Annotated in this window: 14 protein-coding genes and 1 pseudogene; 5 read left to right on the top strand and 10 right to left on the bottom strand. The window is 68.2% G+C overall.

Annotated elements, in window-relative coordinates:
• Window positions 1-534: hypothetical protein (locus ABD374_RS08290; RefSeq protein WP_344493009.1), on the bottom strand; the 534-nt coding region annotated here is incomplete at its 3' end.
• A gap of 635 nt (window positions 535-1,169) precedes the next feature.
• Complete coding sequence (locus tag ABD374_RS08295; protein WP_344493011.1) at window positions 1,170-1,958, bottom strand: DUF5707 domain-containing protein; 789 nt, start codon at window positions 1,956-1,958, stop codon at window positions 1,170-1,172.
• Between the two features lie 404 nt (window positions 1,959-2,362).
• On the opposite strand from ABD374_RS08295, the pseudogene ABD374_RS08300 reads away from it, so the two are divergent.
• The 3 genes and pseudogenes from ABD374_RS08300 (at window position 2,363) to ABD374_RS08310 (ending at window position 6,695) form a co-directional block, all read left to right on the top strand.
• Window positions 2,363-3,615 (top strand): annotated as a pseudogene (locus ABD374_RS08300) (IS3 family transposase).
• A 247-nt stretch (window positions 3,616-3,862) separates the two neighbouring features.
• Window positions 3,863-4,042, top strand: a complete 180-nt coding sequence (locus tag ABD374_RS08305; protein ID WP_344493013.1) for a hypothetical protein — start codon at window positions 3,863-3,865, stop codon at window positions 4,040-4,042.
• 304 nt (window positions 4,043-4,346) lie between these two features.
• The gene (locus tag ABD374_RS08310; RefSeq protein WP_344493015.1) at window positions 4,347-6,695 is read left to right on the top strand and encodes an Orn/Lys/Arg family decarboxylase; all 2,349 of its coding nucleotides are present in this window, start codon (window positions 4,347-4,349) and stop codon (window positions 6,693-6,695) included.
• Window positions 6,696-6,990: 295 nt separating this feature from the next.
• On the opposite strand, the gene ABD374_RS08315 is transcribed toward ABD374_RS08310, so the two are convergent.
• The 5 genes from ABD374_RS08315 to ABD374_RS08335 all read right to left on the bottom strand — a co-directional run bounded on the left by ABD374_RS08315 (window position 6,991) and on the right by ABD374_RS08335 (window position 12,001).
• On the bottom strand, window positions 6,991-8,526 hold the full coding sequence (locus ABD374_RS08315; protein ID WP_425577163.1) for an ISL3 family transposase: 1,536 nt from the start codon (window positions 8,524-8,526) through the stop codon (window positions 6,991-6,993).
• A 22-nt stretch (window positions 8,527-8,548) separates the two neighbouring features.
• On the bottom strand, window positions 8,549-9,013 hold the full coding sequence (locus ABD374_RS08320) for a hypothetical protein (protein ID WP_344493017.1): 465 nt from the start codon (window positions 9,011-9,013) through the stop codon (window positions 8,549-8,551).
• A gap of 166 nt (window positions 9,014-9,179) precedes the next feature.
• Entirely contained in the window at window positions 9,180-9,503 is a 324-nt protein-coding gene (locus ABD374_RS08325; RefSeq protein WP_344493019.1) for a WhiB family transcriptional regulator, read from the bottom strand.
• Window positions 9,504-9,663: 160 nt separating this feature from the next.
• Complete coding sequence (locus ABD374_RS08330; RefSeq protein ID WP_344493021.1) at window positions 9,664-10,671, bottom strand: hypothetical protein; 1,008 nt, start codon at window positions 10,669-10,671, stop codon at window positions 9,664-9,666.
• Window positions 10,672-11,008: 337 nt separating this feature from the next.
• On the bottom strand, window positions 11,009-12,001 hold the full coding sequence (locus ABD374_RS08335) for an immunity 49 family protein (protein WP_344493023.1): 993 nt from the start codon (window positions 11,999-12,001) through the stop codon (window positions 11,009-11,011).
• A gap of 180 nt (window positions 12,002-12,181) precedes the next feature.
• Between ABD374_RS08335 and ABD374_RS08340 the strand changes: the two genes are divergently transcribed.
• Entirely contained in the window at window positions 12,182-13,690 is a 1,509-nt protein-coding gene (locus ABD374_RS08340; RefSeq protein WP_344493024.1) for a hypothetical protein, read from the top strand.
• 602 nt (window positions 13,691-14,292) lie between these two features.
• Here ABD374_RS08340 and ABD374_RS08345 read toward each other — a convergent pair.
• The 3 genes from ABD374_RS08345 to ABD374_RS08355 form a co-directional block, all read right to left on the bottom strand.
• Window positions 14,293-15,036 (bottom strand): ComF family protein, encoded by a 744-nt coding sequence (locus ABD374_RS08345; RefSeq protein ID WP_344493026.1) that lies wholly within the window; start codon window positions 15,034-15,036, stop codon window positions 14,293-14,295.
• Window positions 15,033-15,998 carry a DNA-processing protein DprA gene (locus ABD374_RS08350; protein WP_344493028.1) on the bottom strand — a complete coding sequence of 322 codons (966 nt, stop codon included), beginning with the start codon at window positions 15,996-15,998 and terminating at the stop codon, window positions 15,033-15,035. The genes ABD374_RS08345 and ABD374_RS08350 overlap by 4 nt, the downstream gene beginning before the upstream one ends.
• Window positions 15,999-16,120: 122 nt before the next feature.
• Window positions 16,121-17,746: a hypothetical protein gene (locus tag ABD374_RS08355; protein ID WP_344493030.1), complete on the bottom strand. Its 1,626-nt coding sequence runs from the start codon at window positions 17,744-17,746 to the stop codon at window positions 16,121-16,123.
• Between the two features lie 346 nt (window positions 17,747-18,092).
• On the opposite strand from ABD374_RS08355, the gene ABD374_RS08360 reads away from it, so the two are divergent.
• Window positions 18,093-18,254 carry a DUF6207 family protein gene (locus tag ABD374_RS08360; protein WP_344493032.1) on the top strand — a complete coding sequence of 54 codons (162 nt, stop codon included), beginning with the start codon at window positions 18,093-18,095 and terminating at the stop codon, window positions 18,252-18,254.
• Window positions 18,255-18,377 lie beyond the last annotated feature (123 nt).

Genomic DNA, 18,377 nt, shown 5'->3' on the forward strand with positions numbered 1-18,377 from the left:
GAGCGCGGCGATCATGCCGATAGCGGCGTTCATCTGGAGCTCGTCACGGGGCGCCTCGGAGGTGTTCTGCCGTACACCGTCCTGGCGGAGCACCACGATGTCGCGCCGCCAGATGGTGGCCGTGACCTGGTCGCCGGTCTTGAGCCGCGCCAGGAGTGGCCCCGAGTCGCCGAAGGACACGGTTCCCCGCCAGGAGTCCTGGTCCGTCAGGGTCGCCTCGTAGGAGGAGCTCTTCCCGCCGGTCTTGTTCACCGTCTTCTCCACGGTGAGGCGCCAGGTGCTCAGGCAGTCCGTCTGCTCCTTCCCGATAGCGTGGGCGGAACACGGCTCGGCCGCCCGGTAGTCCTGGTAGCGGCTCTGATCGGAGGGCAGCCACCAGCTGAACACCGCGTAGGAGGCTGCCGCCGGTATCAGGGACAGCAGGATCAGCAGCACACCCATAAACCGCACCCGGCCCAGCGACCGCCGGCCGGCACCGTTCCCGTCCGGCACCCCGCGCGTGTTACGCGCCGTCACCCACGCATGTGTTGTCATCGCCCACCTCCTGCGCCCCATCATTCATCAGCCCCAAAGCGGCATACAACGAGGTCGGACGGCAGCGGACGAGAGGCGCCGGCTGCCGTATCCCGGCAAATCCAGCCGCAATGAGGCGCATTCGAAGGGCGGTATACGGGCTTTTCGTCGTCCCGGACCTCGACGCGCACATGGCTGGGCCGCATCTACCCGCGCTGGACCACCGCTACCGGCAACAGTCAGTAATCAAGCCGCCAACCGCGCGCCGAATACGCGACACCTCAACATGCGGGCTTACCAGTCAACTGTCGCCAATTCACCCTAAAGCCCTGCTTGTTGATAACCGTGTATGGCCGCTGGAGGCATGCTGGTTCCGGGTTCCACCGAACGCGGAGGTGAAGCGGGATATGAGGACGCAGTGGCAGACAGGGGGGCGGCGGAGACGGACGTCCCTGGGCCTGCTTTCGGATTGCTGCGGTGCGGCTGGAAGTCTTGGGGGCGCCGAGATCGTCGATCAGCTTGGAGAGCGCGCAGGGATGCAGCGGCTGACCGGCCCGTCGGCCGGGAAACAGCCGGGGCTCAAGAAGGCCCAGACCGAAGGATCTCGGGCTGGGGCCCTTCTGCGCTTGCTGGAGAATGGATGAACCTCCCGAGGGTTACTTCACGTCGACGTAGTCCGCCGCGGAGGCGACCGCCGGGGTGGTGGACGTGCCTGCGAAGGAGTAGCGGAAGTAGCCGTCCGCCGTGGCCTTCGTCGTCGTCCTCAGGACGCCCTTGCTGTCCGTCGTGACGGTCTTGAGGGTTGTGTAGGTGCTGGTGCCCTTCTTTTTGAACTGGAGCTTCACCGGCTGCTTGGTGTAGCCCCCGTACTTGTAGGTCTCCCAGTTGGCGCGGGTCAGGGCGCCCGTGACGGTGATCGTCTTGTTCTTCTGTACCGGTTCCGGCGAGGCGTTGACCGTCAGCTTGGAGTTGCGCAGGACCTTCGCCTTGGCGGCGGAGTCCTTGGTGATGTAGTCACCGTCGTTGGCCAGAGCGTGGGCGCTCACGGTCCAGGTCCCGGCTGTGGTGTTGTCCTGGGGGTCGATGCGCGGGTTGATTTTCAGCGTGTAGGTGCAGGTGGTCGTGGTGGAGCTCTGGCGCACGCACTTGCCCGCCTTGTTGTCGGGGGTCACGAGAGCGTAGTAGTCGCCGCTCGGGAGGGGCGTGTGCCACATGACCGGGAAGGTACTTCCGACCTCGATGCCCGAGTCGTCCGTGGCGGTCACCGCGATGGTGAACGTCTTCACGTCCGTGGTCCCCAGGACGATGTCCTTCCCTCCGTTGACGACCACCTTCGTGATCCTGATGTCGCCCGAGAAGTCATCCGCCTGGGCGGCCGCCGGAATCGTGAGTGCGGACAGGGCGAGGGCCCCGGCGAAGCCTGCCACGGTGGTGCGGTGATGCATGAAGGCGTTTCCCCCATATTCCAGCGCCTCAGGAACGTCCCGAGGCGGAGCTGACAATGCCCACCCGGTACACGGGTGGCACGTACATGACCATCGGGTCGCAGGAATGGTTGCCCACCGATCACACGGCTGCCAGGACGAGCGCGGGACTCACGCAATCTTCCGGCCCCAGAGTGTTCCGACCTACGCCGTGTTTCGAAAGTTCAGCTTCAGTGTCCGCTCCTGGTCCGGGCATGATTCTCACCGTGCAGGAGGACAAGGGCCGCCACGGGCAAGGGCAGTACGCACTGACCGAGACTGAACACGGTCACGTCTGGGGGTGTGCGCCGAGGCGGAGGGGCTGTTCGGGGAGAGTGAACCGTTCCGGGTTCGATAGGGACTCGATCATTTGAGAGGATCGAGTCATGGCACGTCCTTCCCAGTACCCGCTTGAGCTGCGCAAACGAGCTGTCCGTATGGTCGCCGAGGTACGGCCGGAGTACGACACCGAGTGGTCCGCGATGAAGGCGGTCGCGTCCAAGCTCGGGATCGGCACGACCGAGACGCTCGCAAGTGGGTCCGGCAGGACCAGGTCGACGCCGGTGCCCGGCCGGGGACTACGACGGAGGAGTCGGCCGAGCTGAAGCGGCTGAAGAAGGAGAACGCCGAGCTGAAGCGGGCCAACGAGATTCTCAAAGCCGCGGCGTCTTTCTTCGCGGCCGAGCTCGACCGGCCACACACACGCTCGTAGCGTTCATCGACGAGCACAAGGGCCGCTTCGGCGGCGTCGAGCCGATCCTGCCGGGTCCTCACCGAGCACTCCTGCAAGATCGCCCCCTCCACCTACTACGCCCACCACAAACGCCAGGCCGCACCCGCGGCCCGCACCGTCCGCGACGCCGTGCTGAAGCCCCTGGTCCAGGAGGCTTACGACACGAACTACCGCGTCTACGGCGCCAGAAAGATCTGGCGGCACCTGAACCGCCAAGGCCATCCCGTGGCCCGCTGCACCGTCGAACGCCTCATGCGTGAACTCGGTATCGCCGGAGCCGTCCGCGGCAAAAGGGTGATCACCACGATCCCGGATCCGGCTGCGCCCAGGGCTCCGGACCTGGTCGACCGCGACTTCGTCGCCGACGCACCGAACCGCTGCTGGGTGGCGGATTTCACCCACGTGGCGACTTGGACCGGCGTCGTCTACATCGCCTTCGTCGTGGACACCTTCTCCCGCCGCGTCGTCGGCTGGTCGGCAGCCGCCACGAAGGAAACCCGGCTCGTCCTGGACGCGCTGGAAATGGCCCTGTGGCAACGCGACCGCGACCAACACCCCTATGTACGCGGCGAGTTGATACACCATTCGGATGCCGGGTCGCAGTACACCTCGTTCAAGCTGGCCGAACATCTTGACGTCGCCGGCATCGCGGCGAGCATCGGCTCGGTCGGGGATGCCCTGGACAACACCCTGATGGAATCGACCATCGGGCTCTACAAGACCGAGCTGATCAAGCCCCAGCGACCCTGGCGGTCACTGCCCCAGGTTGAGCTGGCCACCGCCGAGTGGGTCGACTGGTACAACCACAGCCGCCTCCACGGTGAGATAGGGCACATCCCACCCGTCGAGTACGAAGCAAACCACTACCTCAACACCACGAAACCCCAGGTCACACCCAACATCTGAGATCTCTACCAAACCCGGAACGGTTCACAGTCTGCGGCTGTGGCCGGGCCGCCGACGGAGAGATCTGACGTCGCTCACCACCTGCTCGGGTGCCGGACAGGCTGAAGGGGGAGATCAGCAATTGCTGATCTCCCCCTTCAGCCTGTTCTACGGGCGGGGGCCGATGACGAGGACGGTGATGACCGAGCCTCCTCGCCACCGCCGAAGTTTTCGGCGACGACCGCACCGGCACCCTCCCCTCCACGCCATGCTCGTCAACAAGGTCATCATCAACGCCGTCACCGGCACCACCAACCACAACGCCCCACCGTCCGACGAGAAGCGTCAGGCACCGCCCCGCCGCACCGTGCCCAGCAGCCCACTCCCCGGCAGCCTCGACATCTGGGCCACCGAAGTCGCCCACACCATCACCGGCCAAACGCGGTGAACGTTCCCGGTCACAGCACTGGGCGCCGCGTTCGGTTGCCGCGACCTCGTGCACCACCGCGAGTGGTCCCTGCGGACCATCACCGCACTGTTCGCCGAGATCACGGTCGCGGAGGCCGTGCACGCGGGACGGCACCTGCACCGGTTCGCGGGATGACCGGACGAGCCCACTGTTCTCCATCGTCCCTGGCCATCGCGCCCTCGCTCCTCTTTCGAGTGATCCGTGCGGGAGTCGCCGAACCTCCCGTAAGCCACCGGAACACTCGACTGTGGAGTGAAGACCAGCCGACCCGATGGAGAGTGTCATGGCGAACGGAACTGTCCTGCTGGCCTTGCGCGAGGACCCGTTGGGCGACGGGGTGGGCGGTGACCAGCTTCGGCGTATCGGCAAGGAGCTGGAGAACCGAGGCTTGGAGGTCCGCTGGGCACGAACAGCCGAGGGCGCCTGTGCAGTGTTGCGCACAGAGGCCGGGCTGACCGCGGCCGTAGTGGGCTGGGATCTTCAGTCCGAAGCCGGCGGGAGCGCCGAGGGCGGCGGGGCGCCGGTCCTGCGGCAGATCTCCCAGCGTTTCATGGACCTTCCCACCTTCGTCGTGATGACGGAACAGTCCGATCACGGCCTGGACAGGCTTCCCCTGTGGGTGGCCGAAATCGCCGTGGGGTACATCTGGCCTCTGGAGGACACCCCCTCCTTCATCGCGGGGCGTGTGGCCGGTGCGGCACAGGCCTACGGTGACTCCGTCCTGCCGCCGTTCTTCAAGGCGCTGCGCCGTTTCGACGACGCCCACGAGTACTCCTGGCACACCCCCGCACACGCGGGAGGGGTCGCGTTCCTGAAGTCGCCCGTGGGCCGGGCCTTCTTCGACTACTACGGTGAGCGGCTCTTCCGGACCGACCTGTCGATCTCGGTGGGAGAGCTCGGCTCCCTCTTCGAGCACAGCGGCCCGATCGGCGAGGCAGAGCGCAATGCTGCCCGGATCTTTGGTGCCGATCGCACCTACTTCGTGCTGCACGGTGATTCCACCGCGGACCGCATGGTCGGCCACTACTGCGTGACCACCGACGAGATCGCCTTGGTGGACCGCAACTGTCACAAGTCCGTCCTGCACGGACTCGTCATCTCCGGCGCCCGCCCGGTCTACCTTGTCCCCACCCGCAACGGGTACGGGCTGGCGGGCCCCCTGCCGGCCAGTGAGATCGGCGAGCAGGCTGTGGCCGCTCGTATCGCCGCGCATCCTCTGGCCTCGGGTGCGGTGTCAGCGCAGGCGCAGTACGCCGTGATCACGAACTCCACCTACGACGGTCTGTGCTACGACACCCTCCAGACCACCCGTGCTCTCTCGCCCAGCACTCCCCGACTGCATTTCGACGAGGCGTGGTTCGCCTACGCGCGCTTCCATCCGCTCTACGCCGGCCGGTACGGCATGGCGGTCGGACCTGAGACGTTCGAGGAGCAGGACGAGCGTCCTACCGTCTTCGCGACCCAGTCCACCCACAAGCTGCTGGCAGCCCTTTCTCAGACCGCCATGGTGCACGTGAAGTCCTCGCCCAGGGCGCCGGTTGAGCACGAGCGGTTCAACGAAGCGTTCATGATGCACGGCACGACCTCGGCTCTGTACCCGGCCATCGCCTCGCTCGATGTGGCCGGGGCCATGATGGACGGGCCCCAAGGCGAATGGCTGGTCAACGAAGCGGTGGCGGAGGCGATCCGGTTCCGGCAGGCCGTCGTCCGGACTGGCCGCAGGATCGCCGACGCCGGCGACCGGCTGCCGTGGTTCTTCAGTGTCTGGCAGCCCGGCACGGTGACCGATCCGGTCTCCGGAACCCGTACGGCCTTCGAGGACGCCTCACCGACGTTGCTGGCCTCGGACCCGAACTGCTGGCTGCTCGAACCCGGCGCCGAGTGGCACGGCTTCCCGGGACTGAGCCAGGGGCAGTGCATGCTGGACCCCGTCAAGGTGACATTGACCTGTCCCGGGGTCACCGCGACGGGCGAGACCGAGCCGTGGGGTGTCCCCGCCCGCGTTCTGACCTCCTATCTCGCGCGTCGCGGCATCGTAGTCGAGAAGACCGACACCTACAGCACGCTCGTCCTGTTCTCCATGGGAATCACCAAGGGGAAGTGGGGGACACTCATGGACGCCCTGATGGACTTCAAGTCGCTTCACGACGCGGATACCCCGCTGCGGCAGGTCCTGCCCCAACTGGTGGGGCAGTACCCGCAGCGCTACGCCCACGTCACCCTGCGCGGCCTGTGCCAGGACATGCACGAACACCTCACCCGCGCCGAACTGATCACCGCTCTGGACACCGCCTTCCAGCAACTTCCTGAGCCGGTCCACCCTCCGCAGCACTGTTATCAGCGGCTGATCAGGGGCGGCACGGAACGCCTGCCACTGGCTCAGGCTGCGGGGCGGATCGCCGCCGCCATGGTTACTGTCACGCCGCCGGGCATCCCTGTCCTGATGCCTGGAGAAGCGCTGGGCGCACCCGACGGACCCGTCCTGAGCTACCTCAGCGCCCTGGAGGCCTTCGACCGGGCCTTCCCTGGTTTCCACAGCGAGGCGCACGGCGTGACCATCGACCCGGACACAGGTGACTACCTCATCGAGTGTGTGCGCGCGGACGACACGCTCAGTCACGGTGTCTCATGACCTGCACGAGGCCACCTGCCCTCACCTCACCGCCCTCCATGGCGGATGCGGCCCGCAGGCAACTGCTGCCGTGACCGCATAGTTCGCGGGTCGGCGTCGGGGCTGTCAAGTGTCAGACACACTGGGCAGCCCACCCGCACCCCTGCAACGGACCTGGTGCGTCGGAGGAAGTCGACCCGGATTCCTCGGCCGATGTCCTGGCACTCCGGGCGCACGGTGTGAACCTGCGCTCCCGGGCCGGGGCCTGTCAAACGAGCGGCTCTGGCCCGTAGTCGGTGGTGACGCCGGGTAACGGTCAGGGTAGGAGGATGCGGTGCCGGAGGAGGTCGAATCCGGCGCGTCCGTGCATCTGTCTCATGATCCTCTTGGTGCGGGTGTTGACGCCCTCGGTGCGGCCGTTGTGGTAGGGCAGGGTGAGGCCGGCGTCGACGGCGGCCCGGTCGATTTCGAGGCCGTTGGTGAAACTGCGCAGGTGAGGCATGGCGGCGGCACGGGCGGCGGCAATCCACTCGGTGAGTTTCACATCGTTGCCCTCAGCCGGTTTCAGCAGAGTGGCGAAGCCGCGTACGAGATCGGCGAGCGCGGTCATCTCCGGGCAGGCCGCGGTGATCTTCTCCAGCAGGGCGGTCTCCTTCGGGTGCAGATTCTCGGGGTCGGTGAGCAGGAGGCGGCTGGCGTGGCGCGGGGTGGTGACGGGGCGGTCGCCTTCGGCGCGGCCCTGGTTGAGGTAGCGGACCAGCAGGTTGGCGCTGCCGGTGTAGCCCAGCTCCCGGATCTCGCGCAGTAGGTGGGTAACGGGGATGGCGGGGTCGGCCTGGCGTCGTTCGCGCAGGTGGTCGCGGTAGGGGTCGACGATGGTGGGCCGGTAGGAGGGGGCGATGCGCAGGGCGGTGGGTTCGGGCATGCGGGCGTAGCGTTTGACGGTGTTCAGGGCCAGTTGCAGGCGGCGGGCGCATTCGAGCAGGCCGACACCCTGGCCGAGGAGGTCGTGGATTTTGTTCCACCGTTCGCGGGTGGTCTGCTCGTGTACTCCGCCGGGGCGGGGCGGGTTGATGGTGGCCCAGCAGCCGGCGTGGGCGCGGACCTCGAGCTGGACCTTGTCACAGAGGTTCCGCCAGAGGTGCCATCGGTCGCTGACCTGCACTGCGTCGGGCAGGGCGCGGCGGACGGCCTCGGCGTAGGTGGCCGATCCGTCCCGGCACACGACCTCGACACCGCTGCCGTGCTCCCGCAGCCAGGACTCGAGGGTGGCCGCCTCGCGGTCGGGCAGGACCGCGACGCGTCGGCCGGTCTCGGCGTCCGTGATGATCGTGGCGTATCGGTGTCGGCGGCGCAGGGCGAAGTCGTCCACGCCGATCACTTGCGGGACCGCCTGCTGCGGCACCGGCAGGCGCCGTAGCAGGCGCAGCGCGGTGCTGCGGGAAATGGGCACGGCCAGCAGGGCGGCCATGCGTGCCGCCGCCCGCCCGCATAACTCCCGTGCCACCTGCGATATCTGGCTCGTCAGCCGCACTGTGCGGCGCTGATGGCGTTCCAGCAACCCGGCAATCTGCTCGCGGAAGGTCTGCCGTCGGCAGCCCAGCACCGGACAGACCAGCCGCCGGACCCGGACGCGGACGACGACCGGGCGGCCATCGACCGGCACGTCCGTCACCATCCGGCCGTGGTACCCGTGCACCTTCGCCGTCGGAGTCCCGCACACCGGACACGGCACCGCGTCTTGCCGGGTGCGAGCCGTGACCACCACCACGTCACCGCCGTCCGACACGTCCTCCACGACCAACGCCGACAGCCCCGAAAACACCGTCGCTATAAAGGAGTTCACATCCATCACGCGACCATGATCACGAAAGCTACCCGGCGTCACCACCGACTACGGGCCAGAGCCGAACGTTTGACAGACCCTGGCGTAGAACGCGCAGAGCTTCGGTGTAGAGCTCCGCGTCGGCCCTCTCATGATCAGGCCGACGCTCTCCGGCCTTGCGGATGCGCAGGCTGTCTGTGATCTGATAGCCGTCGTATTCGAAGTCACGACGGATCCTGTCGAGCTCTTTCGCCCACTTCTGCTGGGGCGTCTCCTCTCCGGATCCGGTGTATCTCTCCACCTCATTGCGGTAGGCGCGGAGCATCCTTTCGAACACGGCTATGGCGCGGGTGACCTGTTCGGGGTCGCTCCAGGTGATGTGGTCGGCGTAGGAGGAGAAGAGCCGCTTTCTCTGGGCGCCGGAGGTGTCCTTCGGTGGTCCGGGGGTAAAGCCGCTGCCGTCCCAGCAGGCTTGGAGTGGGGAGAGCTCAATCCGTGAGCTGATCTCCCGCATGCAGCTGCGGGTCGGGCCGCTAACGAGGTCTGTCGCCATAAGGAGTGACGTTAGTGAGTCGGCTGCAGGTGAGGGGAGCGAAGCTGTCAGGAACGGCCAGCCGGGCGGACGGCACTGATGTGACCGCCGGCGCTGGGGAGGTCCGTTCGGCCGAGGCAGCCACTCGTCATCCGGTGGAGCCCCATGCCTGTCCGTCCTCGGCACCGGCGGTCTGTTCGTGCTCCGATCGGGCGGCCTCGAGCAGGCGGCGCCACGACGTGACCAGAGGGCGCCGCCGCAGAAGAGCCCTCCGTTCGCGCTCGGTCATCCCACCCCAGATGCCGTGCTCAATGCGCAGGTCGAGGGCGTGGGCAAGGCATTCGGTGCGCACCGGGCAGCCGGTGCAGATGGCCTTGGCCTTGTTCTGTGCCGCGCCTTCGACGAACAGCTCGTCGGGATCGGCGGTTCGGCAGGCCGCGTGCTCACTCCAGTCCTGATCATCCCCGACCACCCCGATGCCGTCCTCTCCCTGGTCCGGCCCCCTACCCTCCCCCGGGCAGGCGCAGTCCGAAAACGGTACGGCACGAACACAGGGCGTAGGAGATCGCCGAGAGACGGCAATCCGTTCGGGTGACGGGGGCTTGACGGCGGTCCTGGTGGTGCTTGGCGTCTCAGCCGGTGGCCGAGCAGTCGGGCATCGCCGGGAGCGGGGCCTCGCCCGTCACGGTGCTGATCCGTCGCCGGATCGCGGCGAACATCTCAGCCCGCTCGGGCTTGACCGGGTAGTCGAAGCGGTCGTAGCGCAGTTGGAGGGTGGCGGTGTTGTCCGGGGACTTCAGGAGGATCAGGCCGAGGCTTTTGCCGGGGGTCAGGTCACGGTGTCCCCGCAGTTCCAGCGGAAGACCGTGCTCCGGGTCGGTGAGGGCCTGGACCAACTCGGCGCGGCGCAGGCCGGTGTCGGCATCGTGGTCCAGCTCCAGGATCCACCACTCCCCCAGCCGGGACTCGTGGCCGGTGACGACTTGGGGGACGGCGACGGTGTGCAGGAGGCCGAGGCGGCGCAGCAGCCCGCTGGGGAGCCAGGCCGCGTCACGCCAGGTGGATTCGTAGGGCAGTGGCTGGCGTTCGTTTTCCCAACGGCGTTCGTGGGCGGTCCAGGTGTCGCCAGCGAGCCAGCTGGCCTCGCCGCCGTGGTCACGGATGCGCTCGGCGAGCGCGGCTTCGGCCTTCTGGAAGGCGCGTCGGGAGGGTCCGGTGAGCCGGATGCTGGTCGGCTGTCCGAGGCGGCGAAGTTCGATGCCGCGCTCGCTTCGTGCCGTGATCCGGCACCCGTTGAGGCCGTGGATCTCGTCGTCGCCGCTACCCACGCTCACCCGCCCGGGCAGCAGGCCGGCCAGCAGGCTGTCGAGGCTCGCGTTGCTCTCCAGGTGGAGCCTGATGCCGTCCGCGGTGGGCTTCACGTACTGGATACCGAAGGGGAACTCGAAGAAGTTCCGCTGGGAGCCGAGAATCCAGTAGAACACCTCGGACTCGAGGAGGAGTTGCTCGTGGTGGGCGGGAGCGGGGATGAGAGGGGCGCGCCGGGGAAGGCCAGCGACGACCTCGCACGCGAGCTGGCGGGGAGCTCCGGTGTAGAGGGCGTACGTCCGGGCCCGGCTGCTGGTCTGGGTGGCCGACATGGCGGGTACCTTTCGCTCCGCTCCGTCGGCCCGCGGAGCGTGAGGAACAGGCACTGGTGTGCGGTGGTGCGGTCGGTGAGATGGTTTTGATCGAAGCCGAGCTTCTTCGCCTCCGCCTTGAACCAGTGGGCCGAGGTTCGCGTAGGAGCAGCAGACCGATGCCGCAGGGCGCCACCGTATCCCTCGGGCTCGACTCGACGGGGGCGCCACGCCGTTCGTCGGCTCGGGGCGCCGACTGCTATCGCACAGACGTACGCGCTGCCTCGGTGGGGACGAGTCCGTCTCCACGACGATGTCCTGGATGCCGGGCCAGGCCCACCTCCGCACCCCGGGTGGCCTACTTGGCGGCCCAGCAGCCCAAGCTATTCCGGTTCCCCTCCGCCGCCCGGAGCAGCGCGTCCGGCGATCCCAGCAGACCGGACGGCAGATACCCGGACCGGACACCGAGTTCCCACCCATGGACCTGGACAGCGAGGCAGGCCAGGGCCAGGGTGCCGAGGGGGAGGAGGGACCGGGGCGCGGGATCACCGGCATCGGCCTCGACGCTCTCCCGGTACGCGACCAGCCGGGCGACTAGGGCGTCCTCGAATGCGTGCTGGTCGTCTTCGAGGAGTACGCGAAGCAGCCGCTGGTCCGCGCTCAACGCGTCACCGACCTCGTCGAGCCGCCGGGCGGCCTCCGCGCGCTCCCCGGCGTCCGGCTTGCGCAGCGGAACCGTAGGCCAGTCGCGGGGCAGATGCCCGGCCGCCTCGGTGAGATAGGGGCACAGGGCGTCCATGGCGGCCAGGTCGGCGGGGTCGGAGACGGAGGTGTACCGGTTGTAGGGCACGCCGTCACGGATGGCGGGCGCGTAGTCGCCGCGCAGCAGCAGCCCGGTGACCTTCTCCCAGTCCCACACATGCCCGCTGACGACACACACCTCGAACATGTCGAGCCACGTCCGCGCGGTGGGCGCCTCCTGGACGACATCCCGGAAGGTAATGGGCCCGTCCCCGAACTCGTCGTCGTCCGGGTCCGTGCTGATCCGCTCCCCGACGAGGGGGAACCGGATCTCCTGGTCCCCGTCCGGGAAACACATGACGCTCAGCACCCCGTGCACACACTCCGCGGCGGTGATGGCGACCGTCCCGGCCGCAGCATCGAGCCCCGGCTCCGTCACCGTTCGCGCGGCGACATGGTCGAGAAGCTCGTCCGCCATCGCCCGGATCAGGGCCGGCGAGATGCTGCCGTACTGCAGCGAGTGCCACCGCGTGTAGGCCCGCCCGTCGATATCGTCGAGCGCCTCGGCCAACCGCTGCTCGCCAATCTGATGGCACTTCACATCTCGCACGTACTCCGTCCCTTCATGAACTCCGCGACTGGACGAAGCACGTTATCAACGGGCACTGACAGCACCGTCCTCTCATGAGGCCGGGCAGGAGATGCTGGTCCGGTGCGGTATACACGAGGAGATCACAGACTGCCGTACTGTGAGGCGGCGCACCGGGGGTAGGGAATGACCGTTCCGCACGTGAGTACCGCACTTCGCCCGGGGGACTACCTCCAGATCGCTTCCGAACGGATGGCCGTCGACGGCGTGCCGGACGGCGAAGGGTTCGCCCGGATCGAACGGGTGGAGGTCATCACCGACATCGGCTTCCTGACTCCGGACTCCACCCACGTGCGTACCCGGGCAGCCCGACAGATCGCGGTCGTGTTCTGTCACGGCATGCCGGGCCCGGTCATGCTGCGCGAGGGTGATCAGTGGACCCTCGGCGAGGTCGACAGCGGCCGGGCCCACTGGGATTCCGCCCATCCCTGGTGGCCAGAGACCCAAGAACCCCTGTTCACCGGAAGCCGCTTGGCCGCCGGACCACACCCCTTTCGCAGCACCATCCACGGCCCCGACCTCGTGGCGCCGACCGACGAGACCGAGCCGCAGCCGCCGCGGCAGCGAGCAGCCGTGTTCGACAAGCCGGCCCACATGGTCATGGTTGGTGACTACCTGCAGATCCATGCCCTGCGGCACCCGAAGTGGGACATGCGCATCGACGAAGGATTCCACCGTGTCGAATGGATCGGCCACCTCGCCGGTGAAGCCCTCGACGCAGTGCTGAACGATCCTGCCTGGGCACGCGGTCGCCTTACCCTCGCCTCGGTCCACGGCCTGTCCGGCATCCTCGTACTGCCCGAGGTTCCGGTGACCGTCCTGATCCAGCCCAACCCGGAGCGTCGCCGCTCCGACGAGGACGAAGCCTGGCACGAGGGTCCCTTCTACGAACTGGCCGGTGTCACCGAACCCGACCTCACCGAGCAGCTCCACGCCGATGCCCGACTACGGCCGGAGCCACCTGGTTCGGAGGAAGCTCTGTACCCCAGCAGGTTCAGCAGCCCCGCCCAGCGGGCTCTGCACCTGGACGGCGTCACCGGCATCCGCCCCGTCGCCGCCTCCCAGCTTCCTTGGCCACATGGCCTGTTCAAGTGTCCCTACGGTGAACGGGCGAAGGCCCTGGCCGCCACCTACCCCAAGGGTCACAGCAAAACCGCCCACGCCGAGCTGTTCACCCGGCTCGGCGATCAGGACTTCGCCGCCTGCCCCTATCACCAGGCCGACGACTGGAGGGCGATCACCGCGGCCGTGCTCGCCTTCGCCCGCGCCGAACCCGACAGCGACGAACAGGACCAGCTCTACCGCGCCCCGCACCTGAGCGAGCGCGACCGCGCCTGGTTTCGCTCCCTCATCGGAGGGGGCCACATCTGGTGGGACACCGGCCAGCAGAATCTGACCAACGGCCAGCACCGCCTGTGCGCACTGCGTGCCGCCGGCATCGAGGTAATTCCCGTCTACGGCCGGCACCTTCCCGACCACGACGAGACCACGCCGTCCCAGGACGCCCTGACACACGCCAGGCGCACCGTGGAGGACTTCTGGCTTGCCCACGTCGCTTCCGCCCTCAAGCCGGGCCGCCTCAGCACCCACCTGGCCCGGCTGCTCGCCCGCTACCCACGCCTACGTGCGCTGCTGCCGAAGAGCAAGTAGCGCGCTACGCCCGAATGGCGGTGAACGCGTGGCGGGCGGCTTGCCGTGACCAGACAGGCGGCGGTCGATGGTCACGCAGGATCCGGCGGGTGTGCCCCCGGACGCCGCGCACGGGGGGACGCGACGCCCGGGAGGACTGCTTGCCAACGTACCGCGCTGTCCAGTCTCTTATCGCATATATCGGGGAATCGGATCGCGTGGCGGGACCCAGCGCGGATCGAACGCGGTCTGGCCCGGGAGGCGGTCACGAGGACGCCGGATCGGCCACGACGGACCTGGTGCCGGGGGGATGATGAGGAAGCCATGGCCAAGTCGCAGAAGGGCAGCCGCGTTGAGTCACTTCTCCGGGCATGAGACCAGCCCTAATGAGGCGCTCCGGCACCACGTCGGCGGGATCGTCGTGATTCCCGACGCGGACGCCCCGACCACCGCGTCACCGGCCCGGGTTGGTGACGGTGGCGCCGGGCTACTCCTCACGGATCTCCTCGAAGCGCCTCAGCCGCCACATGACCACCGTCCTGGGCAAGCCGCGTGAGTTCGACACGAAGCGTCCGGCACTGTCCGACCGGCCGGTGCCAGGCGACAGGCCCAGTCCCGGTGTGTCATCCGCTCCAGGGGACTCGGGCAAGAACGAGCCCCCGGACCTCGGCCGCACCGGTCGCCCGGAGCCGGAGCGCAACATGCTGAAGCTGCGATCCGCTGGTGAACACGTCGTCGACGAGCAGGATGGTGGCCCCCCTGATGTCGCCGATGTCTCCAGTCCAGGTCAGGGCGGCGGCATGCGCGGTCGCGGCCGCGCGCTTCTCATCCAGGGTGCGGTTCGCGGACCGGGCCGTCTCGGCGTGCTTCACCAGCCGGTGCGCGCCCGGCGGGCTGAGCGGGAAGGCTCGGGTCACGTCCTCGGTGTAGGCGGCATCCATGATCGCCTCGATGTGCTGGATGGGCTGGCGGCCGGTGTGGGTGGGGTTGCCGACGACTTGATCGACGCCCCGCATCTGATCGGGGTGGCTTTCCATCCAGCCGACGAGAAGTCGGCCGAAGATCATCGCCCAGCCGGTCCTCCCGTCGTACTTCAGTTTGTGGATCTTGTCGCGTAAGGCTCCGGAGTACATGGCCACCGCGTCGACGCGGGAGAATCCCCGCTCGGCTTCCGGTAGCGCGCACACCCGGTTGCTGCACTGCCTGCCGGGCGCGACGGCCTGGGAGCAGACCGGACAGTGGGGCTCGGCGACCGGCTGGAGGGTGCGGTCGGCGCAGTCGGAGCACAGGCGGGCGGTACCGGTGATGCGGTAGGCGCAGACCGGGCAGTCGGGGAAACCTGCCGGATCCGGGAGGCCTGCCGTCACAGGCCGGCCAGGGCGAGCTGCTGGCGCTGCTGGCCGACGGCCTGGACGTCCGCGGCCTGGCCGAGGCGGTCGGTGATGTCGCTGGAGGCGGTGACCAGGATCGCCCGGTCCTCGTCCAGCATCTTCTTCGCCCAGGGCTGGGTGTCGGCGAGGGAGCGGATCAGGAAAACGAGCTTGCCGTGCTCGGCGGCCAGGCGGGCCTGCATCTTGGCGCCCGACGTGCTGGAAGCCTCGATGACGACGCTGCCCAGGGTGGTGCCGCTGGTGACGACGTTGCGGCGGGGGAAGGTGTGCCTGGCCGGGGGATGGGTGGGCCAGAACTGGCTCAGCAGCGCTCCCCCAGCGCTGAGGATCGCCTTCGCGAGCGGATGGTTCTCGGCCGGGTAGACCGGGGCGGCGATGCCGGTGCCCATGACGGCGAAGGTCCGGCCCCCCGCCGTGAGCGTGGCCTGATGGGCGGTAGCGTCGATGCCCTTGGCCAGGCCGCTGGCGATCACGACGTCGTGATCGACGAGCTCGCGGGCCATCCGGGCCGCCCGGCGCAACCCGTCCTCGGAGGCCTGGCGGGTGCCGACGACGGCGATGGAACGGGCGTCACGCTGATCGAGCTCGCCGCAGTAGAAGAGAAACGGCGGCAGGTTGCCGATCACGCGCAGGTTCGCCGGGTAGTCCTTGTCCAGGACGGTGACCAGGCGCGCGCCAATCTTGTCGGCGGCAGCGAGCTCGTCGTCGACGCGGGCTCGGGCATCGTCCAGGCCAGCGGCCAGGGCCTGCTGCAGCAGGGGGCGGTTCTTGGTCGCGGCACGCGAGTCCTCGTGTAGCTGTCCGTCCATGAGCGCGGCCAGGCCCTCGGGGCTCTGGGCGCCGCGGGCGAGCAGGCTCCAGTCGAGGGTGGCATCGCCGGCGCGCAGTGCGCACAGGGTCAGCAGAGCGTGCTGGTCAGCGGTGATATCGAGGTCCATCAGGGTGTCCTTCTACTCGTGGCCCCGGGATGTTCGAAGGATGAAGCGCGGTTCTCGGGCCACTTCCATCATGGCGTACGGAGCCCCTGTACGGACAGGAAGGGGGGCATCGGGCCGGTTCTTCAGCCCTGCCGCCGCTGTTCCATCCGGGCGAGGGCTTCGGCGAGCTGGGTGGCCCCGCCGGGCGCCGCGACCGGTTCCCAGATGATCCCCACGGCCAAACAGATGCCGCTGACCAGGCGCTCTGCCTCGTTGGTGTCGTACCACTGCTCGACTTGCCCTGGCAGGGCGATCCACCACAAGGCGGTGGTCGTCGTCTTCCCGGCAGGCATCAGGTACTCGCCGCGCCAGACGAGGGGGTACGCATGCTGCTGGAGGTGGGTGAGCATGTCGGCGAGGTGCTGCTGCCGGGCGATCTTGTAGGCGGTCATGGGAGAGCGGGTGCCGGCAGGAACCGGGCGGGGTGCCGGATGAGCCATCCGGGCAGGGGCTGCCTCAGGGGCCTGGGGTTCGACGGCGGCCTGCTCAGCGGCGGCGAAATGCTCCATAGCTGTGGTCAGGACCATCGACGGCCCTTCCTCCGCTCCTCCAGGGCCCGTGGTCGTCTGGAAGTGCGCGAGGGTGATGTCGTTGGTGGTGAAGGGATCGATCGTGACGCCGGGGCGCAGCTGGTAGACGGTGTGGCGTGAGGGGTACTTTCCGATGGTCAGTGCGATGACCCGTGCTGCTCCGGCCTCGCTGAGGAGGGTGCGGGCCCACTCCAGGGACTTGCCCTCGGTGGTGAAGTCGTCGAAGACGATCACCGTCTTGCCGACGATCTTCTTTTTGTAGGCCGGGTTGACTCGTACGGTGCGGGCCTGGGCCGCGATGGAGATGTCCCGGCCCGTCGACTGGCCGACGCTCCTCTTGTACCGCTCCAGGCTGGTGTCCGGGGCCTGGGCGACACGTTCGAGAAGATCCTCCTTGTAGGAGGAGCCCGTCATGACCTTGGCGCGGTCTAGGAAGCCGGCGAGCTGCGGGTTGCCCTTGGCCGGCGTGCTGCTGGGGTACACGCAGAAGAAGCTCTGACCGGGCAGGGTGCCGTCGAGGTAGGCCGCACACAGAAGGTGGAGCATCAGGACGTCGCGCGCGTCCTGGTCACCGACCTTGACGGTCTTGTCGTAGGTGAAGATGTCCTTGACCGTGAAGGTCCGGCCGCCGCCGCGGGGGAACTGCGCGTTGAAGGGCAGCATCGAGCGGATCTCGAAGGCGCGGTCCTCGTCGTCGAGTCGGAACGCCCAGCGGGGCTCGTGCAGCAGGAAGTGCTCCAGGAGTTCGATGACGTCGGCCGGCTCGTCGGAGGTCAGCGAGGTGATCGGCTGGCCCAGGCGGCTGGCCCAGCGGGCGTGGATGTGGACGACGCCGGCGTGGATGCCCGTGTACCAGTCGAACTGGGAGGTCCCAACGAGGATGAGCTGGTTCGTGCGGAGGCTGAGCCTGTCCGCGACCGCCGCCAGCCAGGCGCCGTTTCCGCGCCTCGCCTTGTCCGGGATGTCGTCGCGGCACAGGTGCAGGACTGGTTCGGGAAGGCCGGCCGCGGCAAGGGCCGACTTGGCGTCCATCGGGTCGTTGGTCAGAAGGACCCAGGCCACATCGCGTTCATCGAGCCACCGCAGCAGCTCGGCGATCCCCTCGTGGGCGTGCCCCGGCGCGCGCAGGACCGCCTTGTAATCGATCGCGACCGCGCGCACCGTGTTGTTCTCGTCCATCGCCGCCCCCACTGCTGGCCGTGATCATGAACTGACCCTCCGGCCATGATCTCAGTCGTTCTGGCCGGGCACCTGCGGATTCCGGATTCGCCGGCTCCGGCCTCCGCGGCAGCCGGCCTTGCGACTCCGCCAAGGGGAAACCGGCGCCACAGGCGTCACATCCGCCTCAACTTCGTTAAGAAACCCACTCTTCTGTCCCGCGACGCCTGTAGGGCACGAGGGCCACCCGGGCCCCGAAGCGGAGGCGCGAACGATGGAAGAACAGAACGCACGCGGCGTTGACGGGGTCGTCGTGGGGCTGGCCCAGCGGTCGGGGAGCGAGCCACCGTGCGCGGACGGAGCCCACGTGCAGATCAACGAAGCCAAGACCACCGCCCGCGCGGTGATGGCCGAACTGGAACAGCGGTGGGCCACCTCCGGCATCACACCCGTACGACGCGAACCCGGAACGCCGGGAATGAAGGTCCGCGTGTACGCAGACATCCGCCGCCCCGCAACCATGACATGACGGCGGCCGCACGAGCGATACAGCCGACCGAACCACTACCCCCGACGACACCCGCCGGGTCCTATCCGGGCCGTCCGAGGAGATGAACGTTCCACCGCCTCCTGCCACGTCGGACGACCGCTC

This window comes from Streptomyces enissocaesilis, assembly GCF_039533765.1.
In the GTDB taxonomy this organism is placed as follows: Bacteria; Actinomycetota; Actinomycetes; order Streptomycetales; family Streptomycetaceae; genus Streptomyces; species Streptomyces enissocaesilis.

Excerpts from the sequence above, each read along its gene's own strand:
- ABD374_RS08295 (WP_344493011.1), bottom strand. The coding sequence starts at position 1,958 with ATGCATCACCGCACCACCGTGGCAGGCTTCGCCGGGGCCCTCGCCCTG.
- ABD374_RS08305 (WP_344493013.1), top strand. The coding sequence starts at position 3,863 with ATGCTCGTCAACAAGGTCATCATCAACGCCGTCACCGGCACCACCAAC.
- ABD374_RS08310 (WP_344493015.1), top strand. The coding sequence starts at position 4,347 with ATGGCGAACGGAACTGTCCTGCTGGCCTTGCGCGAGGACCCGTTGGGC.
- ABD374_RS08315 (WP_425577163.1), bottom strand. The coding sequence starts at position 8,526 with ATGGATGTGAACTCCTTTATAGCGACGGTGTTTTCGGGGCTGTCGGCG.
- ABD374_RS08320 (WP_344493017.1), bottom strand. The coding sequence starts at position 9,013 with ATGCGGGAGATCAGCTCACGGATTGAGCTCTCCCCACTCCAAGCCTGC.
- ABD374_RS08330 (WP_344493021.1), bottom strand. The coding sequence starts at position 10,671 with ATGTCGGCCACCCAGACCAGCAGCCGGGCCCGGACGTACGCCCTCTAC.
- ABD374_RS08350 (WP_344493028.1), bottom strand. The coding sequence starts at position 15,998 with ATGGACCTCGATATCACCGCTGACCAGCACGCTCTGCTGACCCTGTGC.
- ABD374_RS08355 (WP_344493030.1), bottom strand. The coding sequence starts at position 17,746 with ATGGACGAGAACAACACGGTGCGCGCGGTCGCGATCGATTACAAGGCG.